A 21,649-nucleotide genomic window follows, 5' to 3' on the forward strand; every position below is an offset into this window, starting at 1 on the left:
GACAAGGGTACGCCGGTGGACGGGGGCGTACTGTGGAAAATATGAACGCGCTGGCAATCTTCATGGTGGGAAAGCCAATGCACCCCCGCCCAAAGCTCCTGAACGTCACCCGGTCAGGCCGAGACCGGGCTCGGAGGTGACCGGGTCCGACTGGATCCCTGCCGCGCACCCTGCGGGCGGGCCGCTGGACGGGCCGGCCCGCAGCGCCTTTTTGGCTGTCGTGACCACGGCCGCCTTCCTGACGTTTGCCCAGGCGTTCATGGTGGCGCCGATCCTGCCGCAACTTGCCACCGCCCTTGGCACGGACGTGGGCATCGTGGGACTGGCCGTCCCGGCCTACCTGATTCCTTACGGGCTGATGACCTTGTTTTGGGGGCCCCTGTCCGACCGCACCGGCCGGCGGCCCGTCATTCTAGGCTCCCTCGTGGTCTTTGCCATCTTGACGGCCGCAACCGCGCTGGCTGCAGGAGCACCGGCGTTCATCCTGATGCGCATGGCCACCGGCATTGCCGCCAGCGGCGTGGTCCCCATTTCGCTGGTGTTGATCGGTGACGTCTTTCCCTTTGCCGAGCGTGGCCGCGCCCTGGGCTGGCTGTTTGGCGGCATGGCCGGCGGAATTGCCGTGGGCTCCACCGTCGGCGCGCTGGCCGAACCCGCCCTCGGCTGGAATGGCCTGTTCCTGGCTTCCGGGTTGGCCGTCCTGCTCGTGGCGGGGCTCGCGGCCGCCCTTCTCCCGCGCCGGCAGCAGCCCCCGATCGGGCTGCCCTGGCGCACGGTGGCCGACGGCTACTGGCGGCTGCTGGCACACGCCAGGGGTTTGCGCACCTACAGCTATGTCCTGGTCAATGCCCTGCTCCACTCCGGCATCTACACCTGGCTGGGCGTCTATCTCGTCCAGCGCTTCGGCCTGGGCCCCGTCGGCGTCGGGCTGGCCCTGCTGGGGTACGGCGTGCCCGGCTTCCTCTTCGGCCCCCTCATCGGGCGCCTCGCCGACACCTTGGGCAGGGCACGCATCATTCCCACCGGCATGCTCGTGGCCGGCTCCTGTGCCCTGGTCCTGGCCGCGGATCCCCCGCTTCCCGTCGCGGTCACGGCCATCGCCGTCCTGTCCCTGGGGTACGACATGACCCAGCCGCTTTTTGGCGGCATCGTCACCGACTTCCCGGGCAGCACCGCCCAAGCCGTGGGGTTGATGGCCTTTGTCCTGTTCCTCGGCTTCGGCACCGGAAGCCTGGCGTTCCAGGCCGTCCTGGGCGCGGGATTCCCGCCCGCGTTTGCCGTCTTTGGGGCCTGTGCCCTTCTGGCCGCAGCCCTGGCCGTGCCGCTGTTCCGTCTCGAACGCCCGCAATGAGGCGGGCCCTTTCGGAAATGGGATGGCGCAACGTAGTATTCGATCCCAGCCTGAACTGAAGGAGCCGGACATGGCGCACGCAGAAAACGAAGTGTTCATCAAACGCAATGCCCGCGACGTTTACGAATTTTTGGCCAACGGACTAAACAATCCGCTCTGGCGCACCGGAGTCTCCCAGGTGCGCCTCGCCAGCGGGCCGGCGGGAGACGTTGGTGCGGTGTACAGCCAGAGGATGGCAGGCCCCGGCGGACGGAGCATTGACGGCGACTACCAAATCAGCGTGGCGGAGCCGGGCGTGCGGCTGGGTTTCTTCGTGGTGGCCGGCCCCGCCCGGCCTGCCGGCAGCTTTGCCCTGACCGAGCACGACGCCGGCACCACTGTGTCCTTCAGCCTCACCCTGGAGCCCAAGGGGCTCATGAAGCTGATGGGTCCCATGATCACAAAAACAATGCAGGCGGAAGTGGCTCAGCTGGAAAACCTGAAACGCGTGCTGGAGGTTGAGCCCTAACTGACAGTGCGGCAACGAATGCGCAGCCGTTCAGGCAGGGTGCGGGACCTGCCCTTCACCATGGACAGGCGCGAGCGGGATGGGACCGGGGGCTACGCGGCCTTCGGGCGCCAGATGCCGAAGCGGTTTCCCTGGGGGTCAACCAGGTGGGCGAACTCGATGGCGCCATTGTCCACGAGGGGGACGGCCACCGTGGCCCCCAGGCCCACGGCCTTCTCAATGCCCGCGGCGACGTCCTCGACCTGGACGTAGAAAATGGCCCAGGTCGCGCCGTCCGTGGCGGAGGTGTCCCACAGGCCCCCGCGCTGGCCGTCGACCATGCTGTAGCGGGCCTCCGACGGCGGCCCCACGGGCCAGTCGAACAGGCCCGAATAGAAGGCCGTGCTCGCCTCGGGGTCTGGTGTTCCGATTTCAAAATAGTTGACGGAATTGGACATGGTGCACCTTCCGGGACCGGGGATTGACGTGTACCCCTCCAGCTTCGTCCCGCGCGGGAACCGGCACAAGGGATCGACGAGAGCGAAGTGTTGGGGAATAGCGGGGACGGCGCCCGGTGTTGCCCACAGAGCAACCCTTCCCAACCTTTGGAGCTGCACGTGAACTTGTTTTCCCCCGTCACCTTCGGCGACCTTGAGCTGGCCAACCGGCTCGTCATGGCCCCGCTCACCCGCTCACGTTCCGGCCGCGACGGCGTCCCCGGGGACGACGTCGTCGAATACTACCGCCAGCGCGCGTCCATGGGAATGCTGGTCAGCGAGGGCACTTATCCGAGCTTTGCGGGCCAGGCGTTCGTGCGCCAGCCCGGACTGGTGACGGAGGAACACATTGCCGGCTGGAAGCGCGTCACGGACGCCGTCCACGCAGATGGCGGCCTCATCATCGCCCAGGTCATGCACTCCGGGCGCGTCACCCATCCGGCCACCACCGGCGGGCGCGAGGTGGTCGCCCCCAGCGCCATCGCGATCGACGGCGCCACCCGCAGCTATGACGGCAAGCTCCCCTACCCCGTGCCGCACGCCCTTACCGCGGGCGAGCTGCCGGCCGTCATGCAGGAGTTCGTGCAGGGCTGCCGCAACGCCATGGCGGCGGGTTTCGACGGCGTGGAGCTGCACGGCGCCAACGGTTACCTGCTGCACGAGTTCCTGGCGCCGTCCGCCAACCACCGCACCGACGGATATGGCGGCTCGCCGGAAAACCGGGCCCGCTTCGTCATCGAGACCGTGGCCGCGGTTGCCACAGCCATCGGCGCCGGCCGGACCTGGCTGCGCATCTCCCCTGAACACAACGTCCAGGGCGCCCTCGAAACCGATCCCGCGGACACGCTCGCCACCTACCGGGCGCTCGTCGACGGCATCGCCCCGCTCGGCCTGGCCGGCCTGAGCATCCTGCACCGGGACCCGTCGGGGCCGCTGGTGCAGGAACTGCGCTCACGCTTCGGCGGCCCGTTCCTGGTCAACACCGGCTTCGGCACGGTCACCACGCTCGAGGACGCGCGGGCGGTGGCCGGCAACGGGTGGGGCGACGCCGTGGTGGTGGGCCGCCCCGCGCTGGCCAACCCGGACCTGGTCCGGCGCTGGAGCGAGGGGCTCCCCCTCAACGAACCCGACCACACCACGTTCTACACCGAAGGCCCCGCGGGATACACCGACTACCCGTTCTGGGAAAACTAAAACCATCGGATCGCACCCTGAGGTGCCAAACGTTCGACGGCGGCACCTCCCGGGGTGCCGTCGTCGAACTTCTGCATGCACAGCCGTTCCTGCGGCGCAAGTCGAGGACGCAACAAAGGGAAATATTCCTTAACCATTTCGGCCCGACTGGGGGCACGCTGGGTATATGAGCACAACACGCACCTCGGTCCCGGTCCTGGACCTTTCCGCCGCCCGCAACCCTGACGGCACCTTCACCGCGGACTTCATCGACACCCTCCGCGACGCCGCACACAATGTGGGCTTCTTCCAGGTCACCAACTACGGCGCCGCGCCCGGTCAGGCCCGGGCGCTCCTGGACACGGTGGCAGGCTTCTTCCGCCTGCCGCTGGAGCAGCGCCTAGAACTGGACAACCGCACCTCCGCCCAGTTCCGCGGCTACACGCGGCTCGGCACCGAGATCACCCGGGGCCGCGCCGACTCCCGCGAGCAGATCGACTTCGGCCCGGACCGCGAGCCGCTTGCCCACGTCCCGGCGGACAAGCTCTTCCTGCGCCTGCAGGGGCGCAACCAGTGGCCGGCCGGCTACCCGGAGCTGGAACAGGCCGCCGAACGCTGGGCCCGGCTCATGTCCGGGATAGGCGCGGACCTGCTGGCCGGCATCAGCGTTGCCCTGGGCCTGCCGGAGGGCTACTTTGCCGAACCGTTTGCGGACACGCCGGCCTGGATGGGGAAACTGGTCCACTACGTGGGCGGCCAGGTGCCGGAGGCCGGCACGCAGGGCGTGGGCTCGCACGCCGACTACGGCTTCGTGACGCTGCTGCTGCAGGACCAGGTGGGCGGACTGGAAGTCCAGCCCCACGGGCAGAAGGAATGGATCGCCGTTGATCCCCTGCCCGGCGCCCTGGTGGTGAACCTGGGCGAGATGCTTGAGGTCGCCACGAACGGCTACCTCATGGCCACCATCCACCGCGTCACCGCTCCCCCGCCCGGCGTGGACCGGTACTCGGTGCCGTTCTTCTGGTCCCCGCGCCTGGACGCCGTCATCGACACCGTGCCGCTGCCGCCGGAACTGGCGGCCGACGCCCGCGGCGTCAGCGACGACCCCCAGAACCCCATGTTGTCCTCCTACGGAGCCAACGTGCTGAAGGGCTGGGTGCGCGCGCACCCGCAGACGGCGGCCATCCACTACCCGGAACTCGGGGGGTAGCCGGCCATGGGCGGCGACTCGGACACCGCGCCGGGAACTCCGGCCGTTGCCGTCATGGACTGGCGGCTGCGCACCTTCGAGCTCTATGCCGCAGTCCGCGCCAAGGCCGGGGCCGACGGGCCCGCGGCTTCCCATGCGCTGTGGGTCCGCGGGCGGGACGCCATGTTCGCCACCCACCCTGCGTCGGCACTGGGCGCGCAGGAAAAGGCCCGCTTCACAGGCCTGCCGGTGGCCGCCTACGACCCCGCGTTCCGCTTTGAGTGCCGGCTGTCCCCCGAGGGCGCCGGGGAGGAAATGCTGGTCCGGACCGGCACCGACGGCACGGTGCCGTTCGAACGGCTCGGCACCTTCCACGTCCCCGGGGCCGGATCCCTGGCCGCCTGGCTGCTGCGCGGCTACGGCGGCGGCATCTTTGTCCCGTTCCGGGATGCCGGCTCGGGGAGGCCGGGCGGCAGCTACGGCGCGGGCCGCTACCTGCTGGACACCATCAAGGGGGCCTTCCTGGGGCAGGCGGGGGGCACCTTCACGCTGGACTTCAACTTCGCCTACAACCCGTCGTGCGCCTACGACGAAGCGTGGGCGTGTCCGCTGCCCGGGCCTGCCAACAGGCTCCCCGCGGCCATCCCCGTGGGCGAGCTGTACCGCCCGGAGCTGGGCGGCCACCCCGCCGGGCCGTGATTGAACGGTGTTGGCTTAGGCCGTCACTTTGCTGATGAAAGACTGCAGGCGGCCGTAGACCTCCTGCGATTCCGGATAGCGGAAGTTCTGCTGCCATGTGTGCTCCGTGTTGGTGTTCTTCCAGCCGTAAACCATGGAGTCGACGGGAACCCCGTGCTGGTCCAGCCTGTGGATGAAGTTGATGTTGGAGGAATAGAAGAAGTCCCGCTCGGACGTCGTGATGAACACTGGCGGGCACCGGGAGTCGAGCCACTCGATGGGCGACATGTAGCGCGACTCCTCACGCAGCCTGTGCTTCGCCATCCCCCCGGCCCTTCGTTGGCCGCCATGGGGCAGAAGCATGCGGATGAAGTTCAGGCTCAGCACAAAACCCTTGTCGAAGAACACGGAGAAATCGACAATGCTGCAATGCTGCACCAGGCCCCTGAGGGAGGTGGCTGGCAAGGCCGGTATCAGTGCGTAGTGTTCGGCAAGTTCCGGCCGGAACGTGGCCGCCGCCGTGAGCGCGGAAATCTGCCCTCCCGCGGAGTCCCCACCCAGCACAATCCGCTGGGCGTCCCCGCCAAACTCACGAATGTGGAGGCCCACCCAGGCAAGCGCCTCGTTGGCGTCCTCCAGGACGTGGCCCAGGTGAAAGTGCGGTGCCATGCGGTAGTTCAGGTTGACCACCACCAGGCCGAATGCGGCCTGGCTGGCGCAGTACTTCGTCAGTGACGCCTTGTCCCCGGACGTCCACCCGCCGCCGTGAAAGTAGATGTACACGGGCAGCCGGCCCTCCGCTGTGCGGCCGCCGGCCGGGGCGATGACGTCCAGCCGGTGCCAGCGGATGTGGTCGCCCACGAAGTCGATGTCGTCCCAGTGCCGCACGCCGGAGACGGGCTCCAGGTTCAGATGCTGCCGCTCCCCCTTGCTGATCGTGTGCATGTACACGCGCCACGCCCATACAGGAACGCGGCGCAATGCCCCCCTGGCCCTGCGGCCGGCGGCAAACGCGCTGCGGGATTCATCGTGAACCCGGTCACCCATACACCAAGGTTAAGCCCGCGCACCGGGTTGCGGCTGAAGAATCCAGGCTGCCTCTTTGTTTTGTGTGCCGCCGGATCTATCGTGTGGTGCACCACCACAAGGAGCATCCCCATGATCGTCAAAGGCAAGGTCGCACTCGTCACCGGCGCCTCAAGCGGCATCGGGCGTGCCCTGGCCAGGCTGCTGGCCGCCGGCGGCGCCAACACCGCGCTGTCGGCACGGTCGGCGGGCCCGCTGGAACAGCTGTCCGGCGAGCTGCCAGGCTCCCTGGCGGTGCCGGCCGACATGCGCGACGAGGGCGCCGTCCGCCACATGGTGGAGGCGGCGTACAGCCATTTTGGACGGATCGACATCCTGGTCAACAACGCGGGCCGGGCCCTGCACGGAGCGCTCACCGGGGTTGACGCGGCGGAATACAGGGACCTGCTCGACCTCCACGTGGTGGGCCCGCTGCTGGCCATGCAAACGGTGGTGCCGCTGATGAGGGGGCACGGCGGCGGGGTGATCGTCAACGTCAGTTCGGGAACCACGCTGCTCACGCTGCCCGGTGTGGGGGCGTACTCCTCCAGCAAGCATGCGCTGAACAGCCTGAGCAAGGTGGCACGCAGGGAACTGGCTGCCGAGAACATCAGCGTCTGCCTGGTCTACCCGTTTGTCACCGCGACCAATTTGGGCGGCGGCGCCGCGGCCCGGGGACCGGCCGGAACGGATCTGGTGCCGGACACGGCAGAGTACGCCGCCGCCCTGGTCCTGGACGCAATCGAAAGCGAACGGGAGGACACCTACGCCGCGAAGGTGCCCGGCGGACGCCCCGGCTGACCGGCGGCTTGAGCTAGAGCGGCGACTCCAGGACAGCCATGGCCGCATTGTGCCCGCCGATGCCGCTGACCCCTCCGCCGCGCCGTGCCCCGGCACCGCAGAGCAGGATCCTCCCGTGGCCCGTGTCCACGCCCCAGCGCTGCGCCGCGCTCTCGCGCGGGGAGCCTGCCTCCAGGAACGGCCAGTCCAGCGGACCGTGGAAGATGTTGCCGCCGGGCATGTTCAGGGCGTGCTCCAGGTCCAGCGTCGTCTTGGTCTCCACGCAGGGGTTGCCGGAAGCGTCCATGAGCAGCAGCTCCTCGACCGGCTCGGCCAGCACCGAATTCAGCGATGCCAGCACGGCCGCCTGCAGTTCGTCGCGCATGGCCGCGTTGTTCGCCGCGGTGAGCCACCGGTGCGGGGTGTGCAGCCCGAAGACGGTCAGGGTCTGGGCCCCGGAAGCGGCGAGTTCGGGCGAGAGGATGCTGGGGTCGGTCAGGGAGTGGCAGTAGGTTTCACAGGGCAGCGGCGCCGGAACGGTCCCGCCGGCAGCTGCCCGGTAGGAGTCCTCCAAGTGGCCGTACCCTTCGTTGATGTGGAAGTTCCCGCCAAAGGCGGCCGCCGGTGAAACGGATTCGTCCCGCAGCCGCGGCAGCCGGCGCAGCATCAGGTTGACCTTGACCTGGGCTCCCTCCGGGCCTTGAACGCCTGCGTCCGCTTCGCCCATCAGTCCCCGGAGCACGGCGGGGGCCACGTTGGCGAGCACGTGGCGCCCGGCGACCACCGTGTCGGTGCCGGAACGGCTGAACGTGACCTCGCCGTCGTCGGCCACGCGGGTCACGAGGGCTCCCGTCAGGAGCTGGGCGCCGGCGTCGCGGGCCGCCCGCTCGAGTTCGGCGGTGACGGCCCCCATGCCGCCGATGGGGAGGTCCCAGTCCCCGGTTTCGTTGCCGATGACGTGGTAGAGGAAGCAGCGGTTCGCGGCCAGGGACGGATCCTCCAGCGAGGTGAACGTGCCGATCAGGGCGTCGGTGGCGACCAGGCCGCGCACGGTGTCGTTGCTGAAGCGGGCGGTGATGGCCCGGCCGATCGGCTGTTCGACGAGCTCGTCCCACAGTCCGTCGTCGCCGAGCAGGCGGCGCGCCCCGGACCGGGTCGGCAGGGGTTCGCAGACGGTCGGGAAGAGGGCCCGGGCGAGGCGTGCGGTGTCGGCGTGGAAAGCGGCAAGGGCGTCATAGTCCGCCTCGGCGCCGAGCCCGGCGAAGGAGGCCCGGCTGGCTCCGGAGTCGCCGTGGTCCACGAGGAGTCCGGCCGCCGCGCCCCCGGGGTCCGGCGTGTAGGAGGAGTAGCGGCGCCTGGCCAGCTTCAGCTGCAGCCCAAGTTCGTCGATGATGCGCCTGGGCAGCAGGCTCACCAGGTACGAATAGCGGGACAGCCGCGCGTCCACGCCCTTGAAGGCCGTGGCGGAGACCGCGGCCCCGCCAAGGTGCCCGTCCCGTTCCAGCAGCAGCACGCTCTTGCCGGCGCGGGCCAGGTAGGCGGCCGCGGTCAGCCCGTTGTGCCCGCCGCCGACAATGACGACGTCGTGGGTGGTGGGGGTCATGGACTCACCTTTCGCGAGGGGGCCGTTCCGTTTCGCCATCCAGGAAGGCCTCGATGCGCCGGAGGTCCGCGGGCGCAAGGCCCCGCCGGGGATCCGGCGAGATGCCCAGAATACCCCGGCCCAGGAGGGACATCCACGCGGCTGCCGACTCCTCGAAGTCGAGCTGGTCGTCGATCCACACGGCCCGCCGCGGGCTGTGCCGTTCAATGTCCCGCTGGATGGCCTCCAGCTTCCACCATTCGCAGGCCCCTTGTTGTTCGCCGGAGCGCAGCACGGGCCAGTGGCGCCCTTCCAGGCCGATGGCCCGGCACAGGTACCTGGGCGCGAGGTCCTCCCAGCTGGTCAGCCACACGAAGCGCACGCCGGGCCGGGCGGAGAGCCGGTTGAGTTCGCCGACCAGCCCGGGCGCGTAGTGGATGCCCACCAGCCCGATGTCCACGTACTCAAACGCCGAGTCCCAGTCCGAGCCTTCCCCGGGGCCGAACGGGCAGAGGACCCCGTCCACGTCCAGGTAGACGGAGGCGCGGGCTGCGTCAGTCATCGCCGGTCACCTCGCGCCGCTGCACTTCGAGCAGCTCGATTCCCGGCCGGTACGCAATGTAACGTTCGACGGCGTCGAGCACCTCCACCGTGTGGGCCCGGTCGGCGGCCACCAGGGCGGCCCCGATGACGGCGCGCCGGTGCAGCTCCTGCAGCCCCACCTCGGCGACGGAAACGGCAAAGCGCCTGCGGACCTCCGCAATCACGGAGCGCAGCACGGAGCGCTTTTCCTTGAGCGAATGCACGTCACCCAGCAGCAGGTCACATTCAATCCAGCCGATCCACATGGCTCCATCGTCCTCCTGCACTGCGCGGAGGCACAGGGCCGGGAGGCGATTGGCCCGCCCGGGGGTGCGGGCATGAGGTCCGTCAGCCCGCGGGATCGGGCCGGAAGGCTCGCACCTCCTGCGCGCAGCGGCAGGCGGCCGCGGTCTTCACGGCCCATTCCAGTGCCGTCCCGCGCGAGGGCAGTTCCAGCACCGGATGGCCGCCTTCGAGCCGTTTCAACTGCGTGCTGGTTCCCACGGTCACGGTCCCATCGGCGTCGACCATGACGGGCGAAACGCCCTCATCAATGCCGCCGCTGAACACCCGGACGCCGGCATCCTTCGCCTCCTCGGCCAAGTGGCAGTCCGGCGCGTACAATTGGACCACGAGCCGGTCCGCTTCACGCCCTACATCGTCAAGGAAATTCATGGACCCGCCGGCCTGCTTTCCACGAGAAATGCCGGCAGCGCCTGCCCTCATCCCTTACAGGGTGGGGAAGCACCACTGCGCACGTCACATCCCCCGTGCAACACCTCCTCGCAGCGCCGCCACACTGCCCCATGGAGCCCCAGGCGCTCTTTCCCACGGCAGCAGGCCGGCCCCGGGGCCAGAAGTCGGTGAACAGATGATTGATGTGAAAGAGCCGCCCCCGGACACCCTGGTCCGGGCCATCCAGTCGGGCCGCCTCACGACGGTCCGGCGACTCCTGCGCCACCACCCGGACATGGCACGGGCCAGGTTCGCGACGCCGGACCCCCACGGCGCGGCCCGGACACTCCTGCACATGGCCACCTGCCCGCCCGGTCACTATCCCCGCTGCGCCGAGACCATCGCCGCGCTGGCGGCGGCGGGGGCGGACGTGAATGCGCGCTGTTCGGGGAGCTTTCCCGAGACGCCGCTGCACTGGGCCGCCAGCTGCAATGACGTCGAGGCCCTCGAGGCCCTGCTGGAGTCGGGCGCGGACATCGAGGCGCCCGGAGCCGTGGTGGACGGGGGAAGTCCGTTGTCGGACGCCGTCGGGTTTGGCCAATGGCAGGCCGCACGGGACCTGATCGACCACGGGGCCCGCGTGACGTTGCGCGAGGCCGCGGCCCTGGGCCTGCGCCAGCGCATCCGCGACTGCTTCGCCGACGGCCGGATGCCCCGCCAGCGCGAGCTCAACGACGGGTTCTGGCACGCCTGCCACGGCGGACAGCTTGTTGCCGCCCACTACCTTCACGGCCAGGGGGCCGACATCAACTGGCGGCCGGACTGGGAGGACCTGACCCCGCTCGACGCGGCGCGGCACAGCAACGCTGCGAGCCTCGTCGCCTGGTTGCAGGACCTGGGCGCACTCAGCTCCGCGGACCACCTCCCCGACAGGGAGCGCGGGCGGCCCGACCAATCCCGCTGATGGCCCTATGCTGGTGCCATGACGAAGACGTCGATCCTTTCAGCACCCGCCCTGCAGGACATGCTGGCGGCCACCGGCTACCTGGCCGACGACGGCCTGGCCACCGTTGGCTACCTTGCCCTGGCCATGGAGCGTCCGCTGCTGCTTGAGGGCGAGCCCGGCACCGGCAAGACATCGCTGGCCGAGGCCCTGGCGGAAGCGTTCATGGTTCCCCTCATCCGGCTCCAGTGCTACGAGGGCATAGATGCCTCCCAGGCGCTCTACGACTGGGACTTCACGGCCCAGATCCTGCACCTGCGCAGCGTGGAGGCCGGCGGCGGCTCCGCCCTGAGCACTGCCGAGCTGGAAAGCAGCCTCTACGACAGGCGCTTCCTGCTGGCCCGGCCCATCCTGCGGGCCCTCCAGGAGAGCCCGGCCGTGCTGCTCATCGACGAGATCGACAGGGCCGACGACGAATTTGAGGCGTTCCTGCTCGAGGTCCTCTCGACCTACCAGGTCTCCATCCCCGAGTTTGGCACGGTCAAGGCGCAGACGCCGCCCATCGTGGTGCTGACCTCCAACCGCACCCGGGACCTCCACGACGCGCTCAAGCGCCGCTGCCTCTACCACTGGATAGACCATCCGGGCCTGGCCCGCGAGGTGGAGATTGTCCGTGCGCGCCTGCCCCAGCTGCCCGGGCTGCTGGCCGAGCAGGTGGTGCGCACCGTCCAGCAAATCCGCGCCACGGACGGAATGCTCAAACCGCCGGGCGTCGCGGAAACCCTGGACTGGGCCCGTGCCATACACCAGCTGGGCCGTGCCGAGCTGGACCTGGAATCCGCCGCCGCCAGCATTGGCGCGCTGTGCAAGTACCGCGAGGACACCGAACGGGTTTCCGCCGCCCTCGCCAGGATGCTGGGGTGAACCATGTCGGCCCCGGCATCCACTGAGGCGCACCCCGCGGAGGAGATCCTGCTGGCCTTCGCCTCGGCGGTCCGCGCCGCCGGCGTCCAGGTGACGGCCGACCGCGCCCGCACCTTCGTCGACGCCGTGGGACGGCTGGACCTGGGCCGGCGGCAGGACGTCTTTTGGGCCGGCCGGTCCACGCTCTGCGCCGCGCCGGAGGAGCTCGCCGCCTACCAGCGCGCCTTCGAGGCCTGGTTTGCCCCGGACCATTCGGCGGCGGCCGCAAGGCAGGCTGCCGCCACCACCGTCAGCGCGGCCTCCCTGACGGACGACGCCGGCACCTCGGACGGGGCGAAGGACACCATGCGTGCGCTCGCCAGCCGGCATGAACTGCTGCGGCACCGGGACGTGGCCACGCTGGACGCGGCCGGCACGGCCCTGCTGCACCAGCTGTTTGCCGACTTGCCCGTGCGCCTGCCCACCCGCCCCGGCCGGCGCCCGAAGCTGAACCCGCACGGCGGCATTGACCGGGTCCGCACCCTCCGCGAGCAGCTGCGCCGGGGCGGCGAACCGGGTCCGCTGCGCCGGGCGCGGGCCCCCCGCAGGCGGCGGCGGCTGGTCTGGCTCATTGACGTCTCCGGCTCCATGGCCCCCTATGCCGACAGCCTGCTGCGGCTCGCCCACCGGGTGGTGGCCGAGGCGCCGAACGACGTCGAGGTCTTCACGCTCGGCACCCGCCTGACCTGCGTGACCGGCGCGCTGCGCCTGCCGGACCCCGACGACGCGCTCGCCGTGGCCGGCCGGACCGTGCCCGACTGGTCCGGGGGCACCCGCCTCGGCGAAGTGCTGCGGGCGTTCAACGACCGGTGGGGGCAGCGCGCGGTGGCGAGGGGCGCCGTCGTCGTCATTGCCAGCGACGGGTGGGAGCGCGGGGACCCCGCACTTCTGGGCCGGCAGGTGGAGCGCCTGCACCATGTGGCGCGCCGGGTCATCTGGTCCAACCCGCACCGCGGCAAGGAGGGGTACCAGCCCGTGCAGCAGGGAATCAAGGCCGTCCTGCCGCACGTTGACCATTTTATGGACGGCCATTCACTGAGGAGTTTCGAGGAGTTGTTGGGCGTGGTGGGCAATGCGTGAGGTATTGAAGGATCTGAGCGCCGCACTGGCGGCCGGACAGACGGTGGGCCTGGGGACCGTGGTGCGCACCTTTCGGTCCGCGCCGCGGCCCGCCGGGGCCTCCATGATGGTCGACGCCGACGGCCGGGCGGTGGGCTCCGTCTCGGGCGGCTGCGTGGAAGGTGCCCTGTACGAGCTCGCCACGAACGTGGTGGAGGACGGCACGCCCGTGCTCCAGCGCTACGGCATCTCCGACAACGACGCCTTCGAGGTGGGCCTGACGTGCGGCGGCATCCTCGACGTCTTCGTGGAGGCCGTCTCCCGGGAGAGCTTCCCCGAGCTGCAGGGCGTGGCCGACGACGTCGACGCCGGCACCCCGGTGGCCGTGGTCACCGTCATCGAGCACCCGGACCCGGCCTGGCTGGGGCGGCACCTGGTGGTCCGTGCCGGCGGCTACTCCGGCTCGCTGGGCTCCGACCGGGCCGACCACGCCGTCAGCGACGACGCCCAGGGGCTGCTGGCCGCCGGGCGCAATGCAACGCTGATGTACGGCCCGGACGGCGAACGGCGCGGGGACGGCATGCGGGTGTTCGTGGTCAGCTTCGCCCCGCAGCCGCGCATGCTGGTGTTTGGTGCGATCGACTTTGCCGCCGCGGTGGCCAGGCAGGGCAGCTTCCTGGGCTACCGGGTCACGGTATGCGACGCCCGCGCGGTGTTCGCCACCAAGGCCCGCTTCCCGGTGGCGGACGAGGTGGTGGTGGAATGGCCGCACAGGTACCTGCAGGCGCAGCTCGACGCCGGCAAGATCGACGCCCGCACGGTGATCTGCGTCCTGACCCACGACCCCAAGTTCGACGTGCCGCTGCTGCAGGTGGCGCTGCGCCACGACGTCGCCTACGTGGGCGCCATGGGCTCCCGCCGCACGCACGAGGACCGGCTCGCCCGGCTGCGGGAGGCCGGGCTGACGGATCAGGAGCTGGCGCGGCTCTCCAGCCCGATCGGCCTGGACCTGGGTTCGCGCACGCCGGAGGAAACGGCAGTGTCCATCGCAGCGGAAATCATTTCCCTGCAGTGGGGCGGCAAGGGCGGGCGCCTCAGCCACATGGACGTGCGCATCCACCACGAACCTCTGACCGACGCGGCGCACGAGGACCCGGCAATGGATTCTAAAGTGCCCTAACTAAAAGACCTCCGGTGGGGTAACGTGGCTCACATCAGGGCTGGAGGGGACAGTCTCATGCTCCGCTCCACAGTGACACTAAGGAGTTCTCAATGGCGAGTTCCAAAACGATCACCGTCGAAGTTGACGATGTGCGTTACACCGACGACGTCGAGCCCCGGCTCTTGCTGGTCCAGTACCTGCGCGAGCGCCTCGGCAAGACCGGCACGCTGGTTGGCTGCGACACCACCAACTGCGGCGCCTGCACCGTCCACCTGGACGGGGTGAGCGTGAAATCCTGCACCATGCTGGCCGTGCAGGCGGACGGGCACAAGGTCACCACCATCGAGGGCATGGCCCAGGATGGCAAGCTGGCTCCGCTGCAGGAGGCCTTCCACCAGTGCCACGCACTGCAATGCGGCTTCTGCACCCCCGGCATGATCATGCAGTCGGCGTCGCTGCTGAAGGAAAACCCGCACCCCACCGAAGCGGAAATCCGCGACGGCCTCGAGGGCAACCTCTGCCGCTGCACCGGCTACCAGAACATTGTGGCCGCCGTGAAGAGCGTGGCCGACGGCACCGTCTATGACGACTCCGGGGTCTCCACCACCGCGGGCGAGACCGAAACGGCAGGTGTGTCATGACCGCCACCACGGAACGAAGCAGCGCAGAAGTTGGCAAGGCCCGGCTCCGCAAGGAGGACCGCCACCTGGTCACGGGACGCTCCCGCTTCACCGACAACATGGTGCTCCCGGGCATGCTGCACCTGGCCATGGTGCGCAGCCCCTACGCCCACGCGAAGATCACCGCCGTCGACACGGCGGCGGCGAAGTCCTCCCCCGGCGTCATGGCCGTGCTCACGGGCGCTGACGTGGCGGGCGAGCAGGGCAGCCTGCCCAACGCATGGCCCATCACCCCGGACCAGAAGGCCCCGGCCCACGGCGCCATCGCCGTCGACGAGGTTGCCTTTGCGGGCGAAGTGGTCGCCGTGATCGTGGCACGCACCGCGGCAGCCGCGCGGGACGCCGTCGAACGCGTGGACGTCAGCTATGACGAGCTGCCGGTGGTGATGGACTTGGAGGAGGCCTTCACCGACAAGGTGCTGGCCCATACCTCGCTGGAGTCCAACAAGTCGGCCACCTGGGTGTTCGACTCGGCCGAGGCCGGCACCGGCAGTTCGGTTCAGGACGCCATCGACAGCGCCGAGGTCCTCATCGAGCGCACCTTCTACCAGCAGCGCCTCATCCCGGCGTTCATGGAGCCCCGCTCCACAGTGGTGGACCCCACCGGCGAACAGATCACCATGTGGACGGCCACGCAGATCCCGCACATCCTGCGGCTCATGCTGGCACTGACCCTGGGCATCCCGGAAAGCAAGGTCCGTGTCATCGCCCCGGACGTCGGCGGCGGTTTCGGCGGCAAGCTGCAGGTCACCCCGGAGGAAGTCATCACCGTCCTGGCGGCCCGGCACACCGGCAAGCCGTGCAAGTACACCGAGACCCGCAGCGAATCCCTGCAGGCCGGCCACCACGGACGCGCGCAGGTGCAGCGCCTGAAGCTCTCCGCCAAAAGGGACGGAACCGTCACCGGGCTGTCGGTGAACCTGCTGGCGGACATGGGCGCCTATCTGGGCCTGGTCACCTCCGGCATCCCGATCCTGGGCGCCTTCATGTACAACTCCATCTACAAGTTCCCGGCCTACCGCTTCGAGTGCAACAACATCTTCACCAACAAGACCTGGACGGACGCGTACCGCGGCGCCGGCCGGCCGGAGGCCACCTTCGCCATTGAGCGGTTGATGGACGAGCTCGCCACCGAGCTGAACATGGACCCGCTGGCCGTGCGGGAAAAGAACTGGATCCGGCACGAGGAATTCCCGTTTGCCACAGTGGCAGGGCTGGAATACGACACCGGCAACTACGAGGCGGCAACCGCCAAGGCCGTGGACCTCTTCGACTACCAGGGGATGCGGGCCGAGCAAAAGCGGCGCCGCGATGCCAACGACCCCGTCCAGCTTGGCATCGGGGTCTCCACTTTCACCGAAATGTGCGGCCTGGCCCCCTCCCGGGTGCTTGGCTCCCTCAGCTACGGCGCCGGCGGCTGGGAGCACGCCCAGGTGCGGGTGCTGCCCACCGGCAACATCGAGGTGGTCACGGGTTCCTCCGCCCATGGGCAGGGGCACGAGACCGCCTGGAGCCAGCTGGTCGCGGACCGGCTCGGGGTGCCTTTCGAAAACGTCGAGGTGCTCCACGGGGACACCCAAATCTCCCAGCGTGGTCTGGACACCTACGGCTCACGCTCGCTGACGGTGGGCGGCATGGCCGTTCTCGCGGCGGCCGACAAGGTCATTGAAAAGGCCAAGGTGGTGGCGGCGCACATGATGGAGGCCAGCGAGGAGGACATCGAGTTCTCCGCGGGCAGCTTCAACGTCAAGGGCACCGACCAGTCCACCTCCCTCGGCGAGATTGCGCTGGCCACCTTTGCCGCGCACAACCTGCCCGACGGCTTCGAACCCAACCTCGACTCCGACGCCACCTTCGACCCGTCGAACTTCTCCTACCCGCACGGCACCCACCTGGCCGCCATCGAGGTGGACACCGAGACGGGGCACGTGGGCATCCTCAAATACGTGTGCGTGGACGACGTCGGGGTGGTGGTCAACCCCATGCTCGTCGAGGGGCAGGTGCACGGCGGCCTCGCGCAGGGCATCGCCCAGGCACTCTACGAGGAAGCGGTTCACGACGACGCCGGCACGCTCGTCACGGGATCCTTTGTGGACTACCTGGTCCCCAGCGCCCCGGACCTGCCGCACTACATCACCGGCCGCACCGAGACCCCCGCCACCAGCAACCAGCTGGGCGCCAAGGGCGTCGGCGAGGCCGGCACCATCGCCTCCACCCCGGCCATCGTCAACGGCGTCCTGGACGCCGTGCGGCACCTGGGCGTGAAGGACATCAAGATGCCGTGCACGCCGTCGCGCGTGTGGCATGCACTGCAGGACGCCAAGACCACCGGAGGTGTGCGATGATCCCGAGCGCATTCGACTACGCGGCACCGGCCACCGTGGAGGAAGCCCTCGGCCTCCTCGCGGCAGCCGACGCCGCCGGGGACGACGTCAAGGTGCTGGCGGGCGGGCAAAGCCTGCTCCCGGTCATGAAGCTGCGCATGGCCGACCCCTCCATGGTGGTGGACCTGGGCCGGATCGCCGGGCTGAACGGCGTCACCGACAGCGGCGACTCCCTCCTCATCGGCGCCATGACGCCCCACCATGTGGTGGCCACCGACCCGCTCATTGCCCAACATGTGCCGCTGCTGGCACAGGCGGCGGCGACCGTTGCCGACCCGCAGGTGCGCCACCGCGGCACCTTTGGCGGCGCCCTGGTCCATGCCGACCCCGCCGGCGACCTTCCGGCGCCCGTGCTGGCCGCGGGGGCAACGTTCCTGATTTCAGGGCCGGGCGGCCAGCGCAGCGTGGACGCGGCGGACTTCTTCCAGGGCTACTTCACCACCGCCGTGGAGGAGGGCGAGATCCTTACGGGCATCCGGGTGCCGAAATACACCGGCTGGGGATCGCACTATGAAAAGTTCACCCGCGTCGCGCAGCAATGGTCCATTGTGGCCGTCGCCGCCCTGGTCCGGGTGGAGGCAGGCACCATCACCGAGGCCCGGATCGGCCTCACCAACATGGCGAGCACGCCGCTGCGGGCCGCGGCGGTGGAGGCTGCACTTGCCGGGGGCCCGGCCACCGCGGACGCCATCGCCGCGGCCGCGGCGCACGCCGCGGAAGGCACGGACCCTGCCAGCGACCTGAACGGGGACGCCGCCTACCGGGCGCACCTCGCCCAGGTGCTCACCAAGCGCGCGGTGCTGGCCGCCGTCGGGCTTCAGGCCGGGGCCTGAAGGAACGGGACGGAGAGGAACTCATGGAACTCAAGCACCACTTCAGCGTACCCAGCCCGCTGGCGGACACCTGGCACTCGTTTAACCAGTTGGAGGAGATTGCCCCCTGCTTTCCCGGCGCGGTCCTGACCTCGGTGGAGGGCGACTCCTTCACCGGCACGGTCAAGGTCAAGCTGGGGCCCATCGCCATGATGTACTCCGGCACGGGCCAGTTCACCACCCGTGACGAGGCCACGCACACAGTGGTCATTGAGGCGCAGGGCAAGGACAAGCGCGGCAACGGGACAGCGGGGGCCACCGTCACCGCCGTGCTGGCGGCCGACGGCGAGGGCACCACGGTGGACGTCACAACGGACATGAACATCACCGGCAAGCCGGCGCAGTTTGGCCGCGGCGTCATTCAGGACATCTCGGACAAGCTGCTCGAACAGTTCGTGCAGTGCGTCATTGGCAAGGCGGTCCAGCCGGAGCCGGCGGTCGAGCCGCCCGCGGTCGAGCTTGAGGCCACGGCCGCAGGGGTCCCCGGACGAGCTCGCGAGGTTGGGGAGCGGATGGGGAGCGAGACCCAGGAGACCGGATTCCGACAAGCTCAATCACCGGCACCGGCGACATCGCCGGCACGGTCCCAATCACCGGCACCGGAGCTGGACTTGGGCTCGGCCATGTGGCCGGTCCTCGCCAAGCGTTATGCCCCGGCGGCTCTGGCAGTGCTCGGCACAATCGCCCTGGCCATCTGCCTTGGCAGGCGGAAGCGCCGACGGTAGACGCAGGGAAGGGGCACCGCGCACGTCCGGCGGCGCCCCTTCCCTTGTTGCCGTCGCTTCCGGGTCAGTTGATGTCGTACTCCCGGTAGGCGTGCCCGTCCAGGGCGTGCATCACAATGTGCGACTGCCTGTCGCCGCACTCGGCGTGCGCCGCCGCGACGGCTTCCTTTTGGCTGTGGAACTGTTCGTGCTGGGTGGTGTGGAACTTGTGGAGTTCCCACTTCATCCCGTCGGGACCGTCGCACGGACGCACGTGGTAGACAGATCGCTGGACGGCCTTCCTCTCGAGCGTTGCAGTGGGCATGGGCACCTCCTGGGTTGTTCTGCAAACTTGCTCAGGGTTCAACCGCACCCGCACATGCGCGGCAATCGCCCTCCCTCCAGTTCACTCCCGTATGCCGGCAATGACAAGGGCCGCTTGCCTGCCCGACTGCCTGTGGCAAGGGGGTGGGTGGCCCGTTGCCACGGGCCTGCACCGCCAGCTGCTGGACCGGGTCAAGGTCCCGGCCATGCCCGGAAGCACGGCAGTCATGTTCTTGATCGCGGACATCGGGGCGGCCACCTGCTCGTCGGCAATCGCCTTGGCCTGTTCGGCCTCCTGCAGCGGCTGGGCCTCGGCACTTTTGGCGCGCTTTTCGGCGAGGGCGGCCTCGGGCCGGCCCAGGTTGTCCAGGGAGCCGGAGAAGTCGTCGACGGACTGGATCTGGAAGGTGTCGATCACCAGCCCTGGTTGTGCATGGAGTGCTCCGCCTCCTCCTTCACGCTCGTGGCGAAGCTGGCCCGGTCCTTGATGATGGACTCCGCGGTCAGCGTGCCCACAATGGAGCGCAGCGATCCGGAGAGGGTTTCCTGCGTGTAGTGGTCACTGGCGTCCTGCTGGTTCATGAAGCGCTGGGCGGCCCTGCGCACCGAGTCGGCGTCGCCGCCCACCTTCACCTGGGCCACCCCGGTCAGGTGCGGTTTGATGCCGTTCTGCGAAATGCCCTCGATCGTCAAGGACACCTGGCGGGAGGCCAGGGAGAGCGGGTAGGCGCGCTGGGTGAAAGGGTTGATGAAGATCCGCCAAACACGACGCGCTGGCTGTTCGGATCCGGCCAGCGCGATGAACAGGGGGATGAGAGTCTCGGTCATGGTGCCCTTCCAACAGTCGACGAGGGGTCGAGTCCGCTGCAGCCGTACTGCAGCGCCGGCGGCTGTCCGGAGCCGCACCTGAGTCGATCCCGCGGAAGTTCACGTAATAATCCACTTGATAATCCACTTGCTGGATTTTATGTCGGGCGCCGGGCCCGCCCATACGGGTAATGGCAGGGCCTCCCGCGGTGCCGGGCGCCCGCGTACCGTGGAACGCATGGACCACAAGACCGAAATCCGCGAGTTCCTCTCCAGCCGCCGCGCCAGGCTCACCCCTGAACTCGCCGGGCTGCCCGCCTTTGGCGGAAACAGGCGCGTGAAGGGTCTTCGGCGCGAGGAAGTCAGCCTCCTGGCCGGCGTGAGCATTGACTACTACGTGCGCATGGAGCGCGGGAACCTCGCCGGCGTCTCGGACTCCGTCCTGGAAGCCCTCGCGCGGGCGCTTCAACTGGACGACGCCGAACGCGACCACCTGTTCGACCTCGCCCGGAAGGCGGCGGCTCCCCCGGCGCGGCGCAGGGCCCCCACGTCACGCATCCGGCCGTCGCTGCAGGAACTGCTGGACGCCATGCCTGACACCCCCGCCTGGATCCGCAATGCCCGGCACGACCTTCTGGCCGCGAACCGCATGGCCAGGGCGTTATATGCCCCGATGCTGGCCGACCCCCACCACCCGGCCAACACGGCCCGCTTCCTCTACCTGGACCCGGCATCCCGGGAGTTCTTCACGGACTGGGAACGGGCCGCGGATGACATCGCCGCCATGCTGCGCCAGGAGGCCGGCAAGAACCCGTACGACAAGGCACTGACGGAGCTGATAGGCGAGTTGTCCACGCGCAGCGAGGTCTTCCGCCAGCGCTGGGCGGCGCACAATGTCCGCTTCCACCGCACGGGGCGCAAGCAGCTCCACCATCCCGTGGTCGGCGACCTCGACCTGAACTTTGAGGCGCTGGAATTCCCGTCCGACCCGGGACTGACCATGCTCGTCTACACGGCCCCCGCCGGCACACCCACCGCGGACGCGCTGAAGCTGCTGGCCAGCTGGACGAGCACCCAGGAGCAGGCCGCACACGGCGCCGGGGCCTTGTCCGGCGATGCCTAGGACAGGCGCTTGCGGACCATGTCCGAGACCGCCTTTCCGTCAAAGCGGCCGGCGATCCGGGCCGTGATGGGCTTCATGGCCACGCCCATCTGGCGCATCGTCAGCGGACCTTCGGCCGACTCGAGGTCAGTGATGACCTCATTGACGATTTCTCCGGCCTCGGCCGCCGTCAGCGGCTGCGGCAGGTAGGCCTCAATGACCTCCGCCTCCGCGATCTCCGCCGCAGCCCGCGCGGCCTCCCCGGCCTGCGTGTAGATGGCGGACGTCTCGCGGCGCTTGGCGGCTTCCTTCTGCAGGAGCGCGGTCACTTGGGGGTCGTCGAGTTCCACGGGGGTCCTGCCCGACTTTTCCCGGGTCTCAATCTCGCCCAGGACGTTGCGGACGGTTGCCAGGGCCACCTTGTTGCCGTCCTTCATATGGGCGACGACGTCGGATTTCAACTTCTGTTTCAGCGTGGGCATGGTGCTCCTTTGATGGGCCTGAGGTGGCCTTGGGGTGGCGTCGCCACTGTCCTGGTGCCATTATCCCCTTCCTGCAGTCCGCCGGACTTCACCGCGGCGGGTATATGC

25 protein-coding genes are annotated in these 21,649 nt (G+C 69.3%); 15 read left to right on the top strand and 10 right to left on the bottom strand.

Going from position 1 to position 21,649, the window contains the following annotated elements; all coding sequences use genetic code 11:
- Positions 1-136 precede the first annotated feature (136 nt).
- Positions 137-1,351 carry an MFS transporter gene (locus tag G6034_RS04325; RefSeq protein ID WP_218063561.1) on the top strand — a complete coding sequence of 405 codons (1,215 nt, stop codon included), beginning with the start codon at positions 137-139 and terminating at the stop codon, positions 1,349-1,351.
- 70 nt (positions 1,352-1,421) lie between these two features.
- Complete coding sequence (locus G6034_RS04330; RefSeq protein ID WP_176633885.1) at positions 1,422-1,859, top strand: SRPBCC family protein; 438 nt, start codon at positions 1,422-1,424, stop codon at positions 1,857-1,859.
- Positions 1,860-1,951: 92 nt separating this feature from the next.
- Here G6034_RS04330 and G6034_RS04335 read toward each other — a convergent pair whose 3' ends face one another.
- Positions 1,952-2,296 carry a VOC family protein gene (locus G6034_RS04335; protein WP_176633886.1) on the bottom strand — a complete coding sequence of 115 codons (345 nt, stop codon included), beginning with the start codon at positions 2,294-2,296 and terminating at the stop codon, positions 1,952-1,954.
- Between the two features lie 159 nt (positions 2,297-2,455).
- On the opposite strand from G6034_RS04335, the gene G6034_RS04340 reads away from it, so the two are divergent.
- The 3 genes from G6034_RS04340 to G6034_RS04350 all read left to right on the top strand — a co-directional run bounded on the left by G6034_RS04340 (position 2,456) and on the right by G6034_RS04350 (position 5,396).
- Entirely contained in the window at positions 2,456-3,529 is a 1,074-nt protein-coding gene (locus G6034_RS04340; protein WP_176633887.1) for an oxidoreductase, read from the top strand.
- Positions 3,530-3,695: 166 nt separating this feature from the next.
- Positions 3,696-4,718 carry an isopenicillin N synthase family dioxygenase gene (locus G6034_RS04345; protein ID WP_176633888.1) on the top strand — a complete coding sequence of 341 codons (1,023 nt, stop codon included), beginning with the start codon at positions 3,696-3,698 and terminating at the stop codon, positions 4,716-4,718.
- 6 nt (positions 4,719-4,724) lie between these two features.
- Complete coding sequence (locus G6034_RS04350; RefSeq protein WP_176633889.1) at positions 4,725-5,396, top strand: DUF1684 domain-containing protein; 672 nt, start codon at positions 4,725-4,727, stop codon at positions 5,394-5,396.
- 15 nt (positions 5,397-5,411) lie between these two features.
- Here the strand turns inward: G6034_RS04350 and G6034_RS04355 are convergent, their stop codons facing one another.
- Entirely contained in the window at positions 5,412-6,320 is a 909-nt protein-coding gene (locus G6034_RS04355) for an alpha/beta hydrolase (protein ID WP_176634037.1), read from the bottom strand.
- A 213-nt stretch (positions 6,321-6,533) separates the two neighbouring features.
- Here G6034_RS04355 and G6034_RS04360 point away from each other — a divergent pair, with 213 nt between their 5' ends.
- A complete protein-coding gene (locus G6034_RS04360; protein ID WP_176633890.1) occupies positions 6,534-7,241 on the top strand; it encodes an SDR family NAD(P)-dependent oxidoreductase in 708 nt (235 codons plus the stop codon).
- A gap of 13 nt (positions 7,242-7,254) precedes the next feature.
- Here G6034_RS04360 and G6034_RS04365 read toward each other — a convergent pair whose 3' ends face one another.
- From G6034_RS04365 to G6034_RS04380, 4 genes are all read right to left on the bottom strand, one after another.
- Complete coding sequence (locus tag G6034_RS04365) at positions 7,255-8,823, bottom strand: phytoene desaturase family protein (protein ID WP_176633891.1); 1,569 nt, start codon at positions 8,821-8,823, stop codon at positions 7,255-7,257.
- A 4-nt stretch (positions 8,824-8,827) separates the two neighbouring features.
- The gene (locus tag G6034_RS04370) at positions 8,828-9,364 is read right to left on the bottom strand and encodes an HAD domain-containing protein (protein ID WP_176633892.1); all 537 of its coding nucleotides are present in this window, start codon (positions 9,362-9,364) and stop codon (positions 8,828-8,830) included.
- Positions 9,357-9,650 carry a DUF503 domain-containing protein gene (locus G6034_RS04375; RefSeq protein WP_176633893.1) on the bottom strand — a complete coding sequence of 98 codons (294 nt, stop codon included), beginning with the start codon at positions 9,648-9,650 and terminating at the stop codon, positions 9,357-9,359. The genes G6034_RS04370 and G6034_RS04375 overlap by 8 nt, the downstream gene beginning before the upstream one ends.
- 82 nt (positions 9,651-9,732) lie before the next feature.
- Positions 9,733-10,059 (bottom strand): transcription initiation protein, encoded by a 327-nt coding sequence (locus G6034_RS04380; protein ID WP_218063563.1) that lies wholly within the window; start codon positions 10,057-10,059, stop codon positions 9,733-9,735.
- 196 nt (positions 10,060-10,255) lie between these two features.
- On the opposite strand from G6034_RS04380, the gene G6034_RS04385 reads away from it, so the two are divergent.
- The 8 genes from G6034_RS04385 (at position 10,256) to G6034_RS04420 (ending at position 18,847) form a co-directional block, all read left to right on the top strand.
- Positions 10,256-11,023, top strand: coding sequence for an ankyrin repeat domain-containing protein (locus G6034_RS04385; protein ID WP_176633894.1), 768 nt, complete (start codon positions 10,256-10,258; stop codon positions 11,021-11,023).
- Positions 11,024-11,041: 18 nt separating this feature from the next.
- Entirely contained in the window at positions 11,042-11,926 is an 885-nt protein-coding gene (locus G6034_RS04390; RefSeq protein WP_218063565.1) for an AAA family ATPase, read from the top strand.
- A gap of 3 nt (positions 11,927-11,929) precedes the next feature.
- Positions 11,930-13,045: a vWA domain-containing protein gene (locus G6034_RS04395; protein ID WP_176633895.1), complete on the top strand. Its 1,116-nt coding sequence runs from the start codon at positions 11,930-11,932 to the stop codon at positions 13,043-13,045.
- Positions 13,038-14,204 carry an XdhC family protein gene (locus G6034_RS04400; protein WP_176633896.1) on the top strand — a complete coding sequence of 389 codons (1,167 nt, stop codon included), beginning with the start codon at positions 13,038-13,040 and terminating at the stop codon, positions 14,202-14,204. The genes G6034_RS04395 and G6034_RS04400 overlap by 8 nt, the downstream gene beginning before the upstream one ends.
- Before the next feature lie 92 nt (positions 14,205-14,296).
- The gene (locus G6034_RS04405; protein ID WP_176633897.1) at positions 14,297-14,827 is read left to right on the top strand and encodes a (2Fe-2S)-binding protein; all 531 of its coding nucleotides are present in this window, start codon (positions 14,297-14,299) and stop codon (positions 14,825-14,827) included.
- Positions 14,824-17,211, top strand: a complete 2,388-nt coding sequence (locus G6034_RS04410; protein WP_176633898.1) for a xanthine dehydrogenase family protein molybdopterin-binding subunit — start codon at positions 14,824-14,826, stop codon at positions 17,209-17,211. Before G6034_RS04405 ends, G6034_RS04410 begins: the two co-directional genes overlap by 4 nt.
- Positions 17,208-18,083 (top strand): FAD binding domain-containing protein, encoded by an 876-nt coding sequence (locus tag G6034_RS04415; RefSeq protein WP_176633899.1) that lies wholly within the window; start codon positions 17,208-17,210, stop codon positions 18,081-18,083. The genes G6034_RS04410 and G6034_RS04415 overlap by 4 nt, the downstream gene beginning before the upstream one ends.
- A 23-nt stretch (positions 18,084-18,106) precedes the next feature.
- A complete protein-coding gene (locus G6034_RS04420; RefSeq protein WP_176633900.1) occupies positions 18,107-18,847 on the top strand; it encodes an SRPBCC family protein in 741 nt (246 codons plus the stop codon).
- A gap of 64 nt (positions 18,848-18,911) precedes the next feature.
- Here the strand turns inward: G6034_RS04420 and G6034_RS04425 are convergent, their stop codons facing one another.
- The 3 genes from G6034_RS04425 to G6034_RS19675 form a co-directional block, all read right to left on the bottom strand.
- On the bottom strand, positions 18,912-19,151 hold the full coding sequence (locus G6034_RS04425) for a DUF2188 domain-containing protein (protein WP_176633901.1): 240 nt from the start codon (positions 19,149-19,151) through the stop codon (positions 18,912-18,914).
- An 81-nt stretch (positions 19,152-19,232) separates the two neighbouring features.
- A complete protein-coding gene (locus tag G6034_RS19670) occupies positions 19,233-19,568 on the bottom strand; it encodes a hypothetical protein (RefSeq protein ID WP_246295293.1) in 336 nt (111 codons plus the stop codon).
- Entirely contained in the window at positions 19,565-19,978 is a 414-nt protein-coding gene (locus G6034_RS19675; RefSeq protein ID WP_246295294.1) for a flotillin family protein, read from the bottom strand. Before G6034_RS19675 ends, G6034_RS19670 begins: the two co-directional genes overlap by 4 nt.
- 217 nt (positions 19,979-20,195) lie before the next feature.
- Between G6034_RS19675 and G6034_RS04435 the strand changes: the two genes are divergently transcribed.
- Complete coding sequence (locus G6034_RS04435; RefSeq protein WP_176633902.1) at positions 20,196-21,080, top strand: helix-turn-helix transcriptional regulator; 885 nt, start codon at positions 20,196-20,198, stop codon at positions 21,078-21,080.
- On the opposite strand, the gene G6034_RS04440 is transcribed toward G6034_RS04435, so the two are convergent.
- Entirely contained in the window at positions 21,077-21,541 is a 465-nt protein-coding gene (locus tag G6034_RS04440) for a GatB/YqeY domain-containing protein (RefSeq protein ID WP_176633903.1), read from the bottom strand. The two genes, G6034_RS04435 and G6034_RS04440, sit on opposite strands and share 4 nt — an antisense overlap.
- Positions 21,542-21,649: the final 108 nt, after the last annotated feature.

The sequence above is a fragment of the Arthrobacter wenxiniae genome (assembly GCF_013376105.1).
GTDB lineage: Bacteria > Actinomycetota > Actinomycetes > Actinomycetales > Micrococcaceae > Specibacter > Specibacter wenxiniae.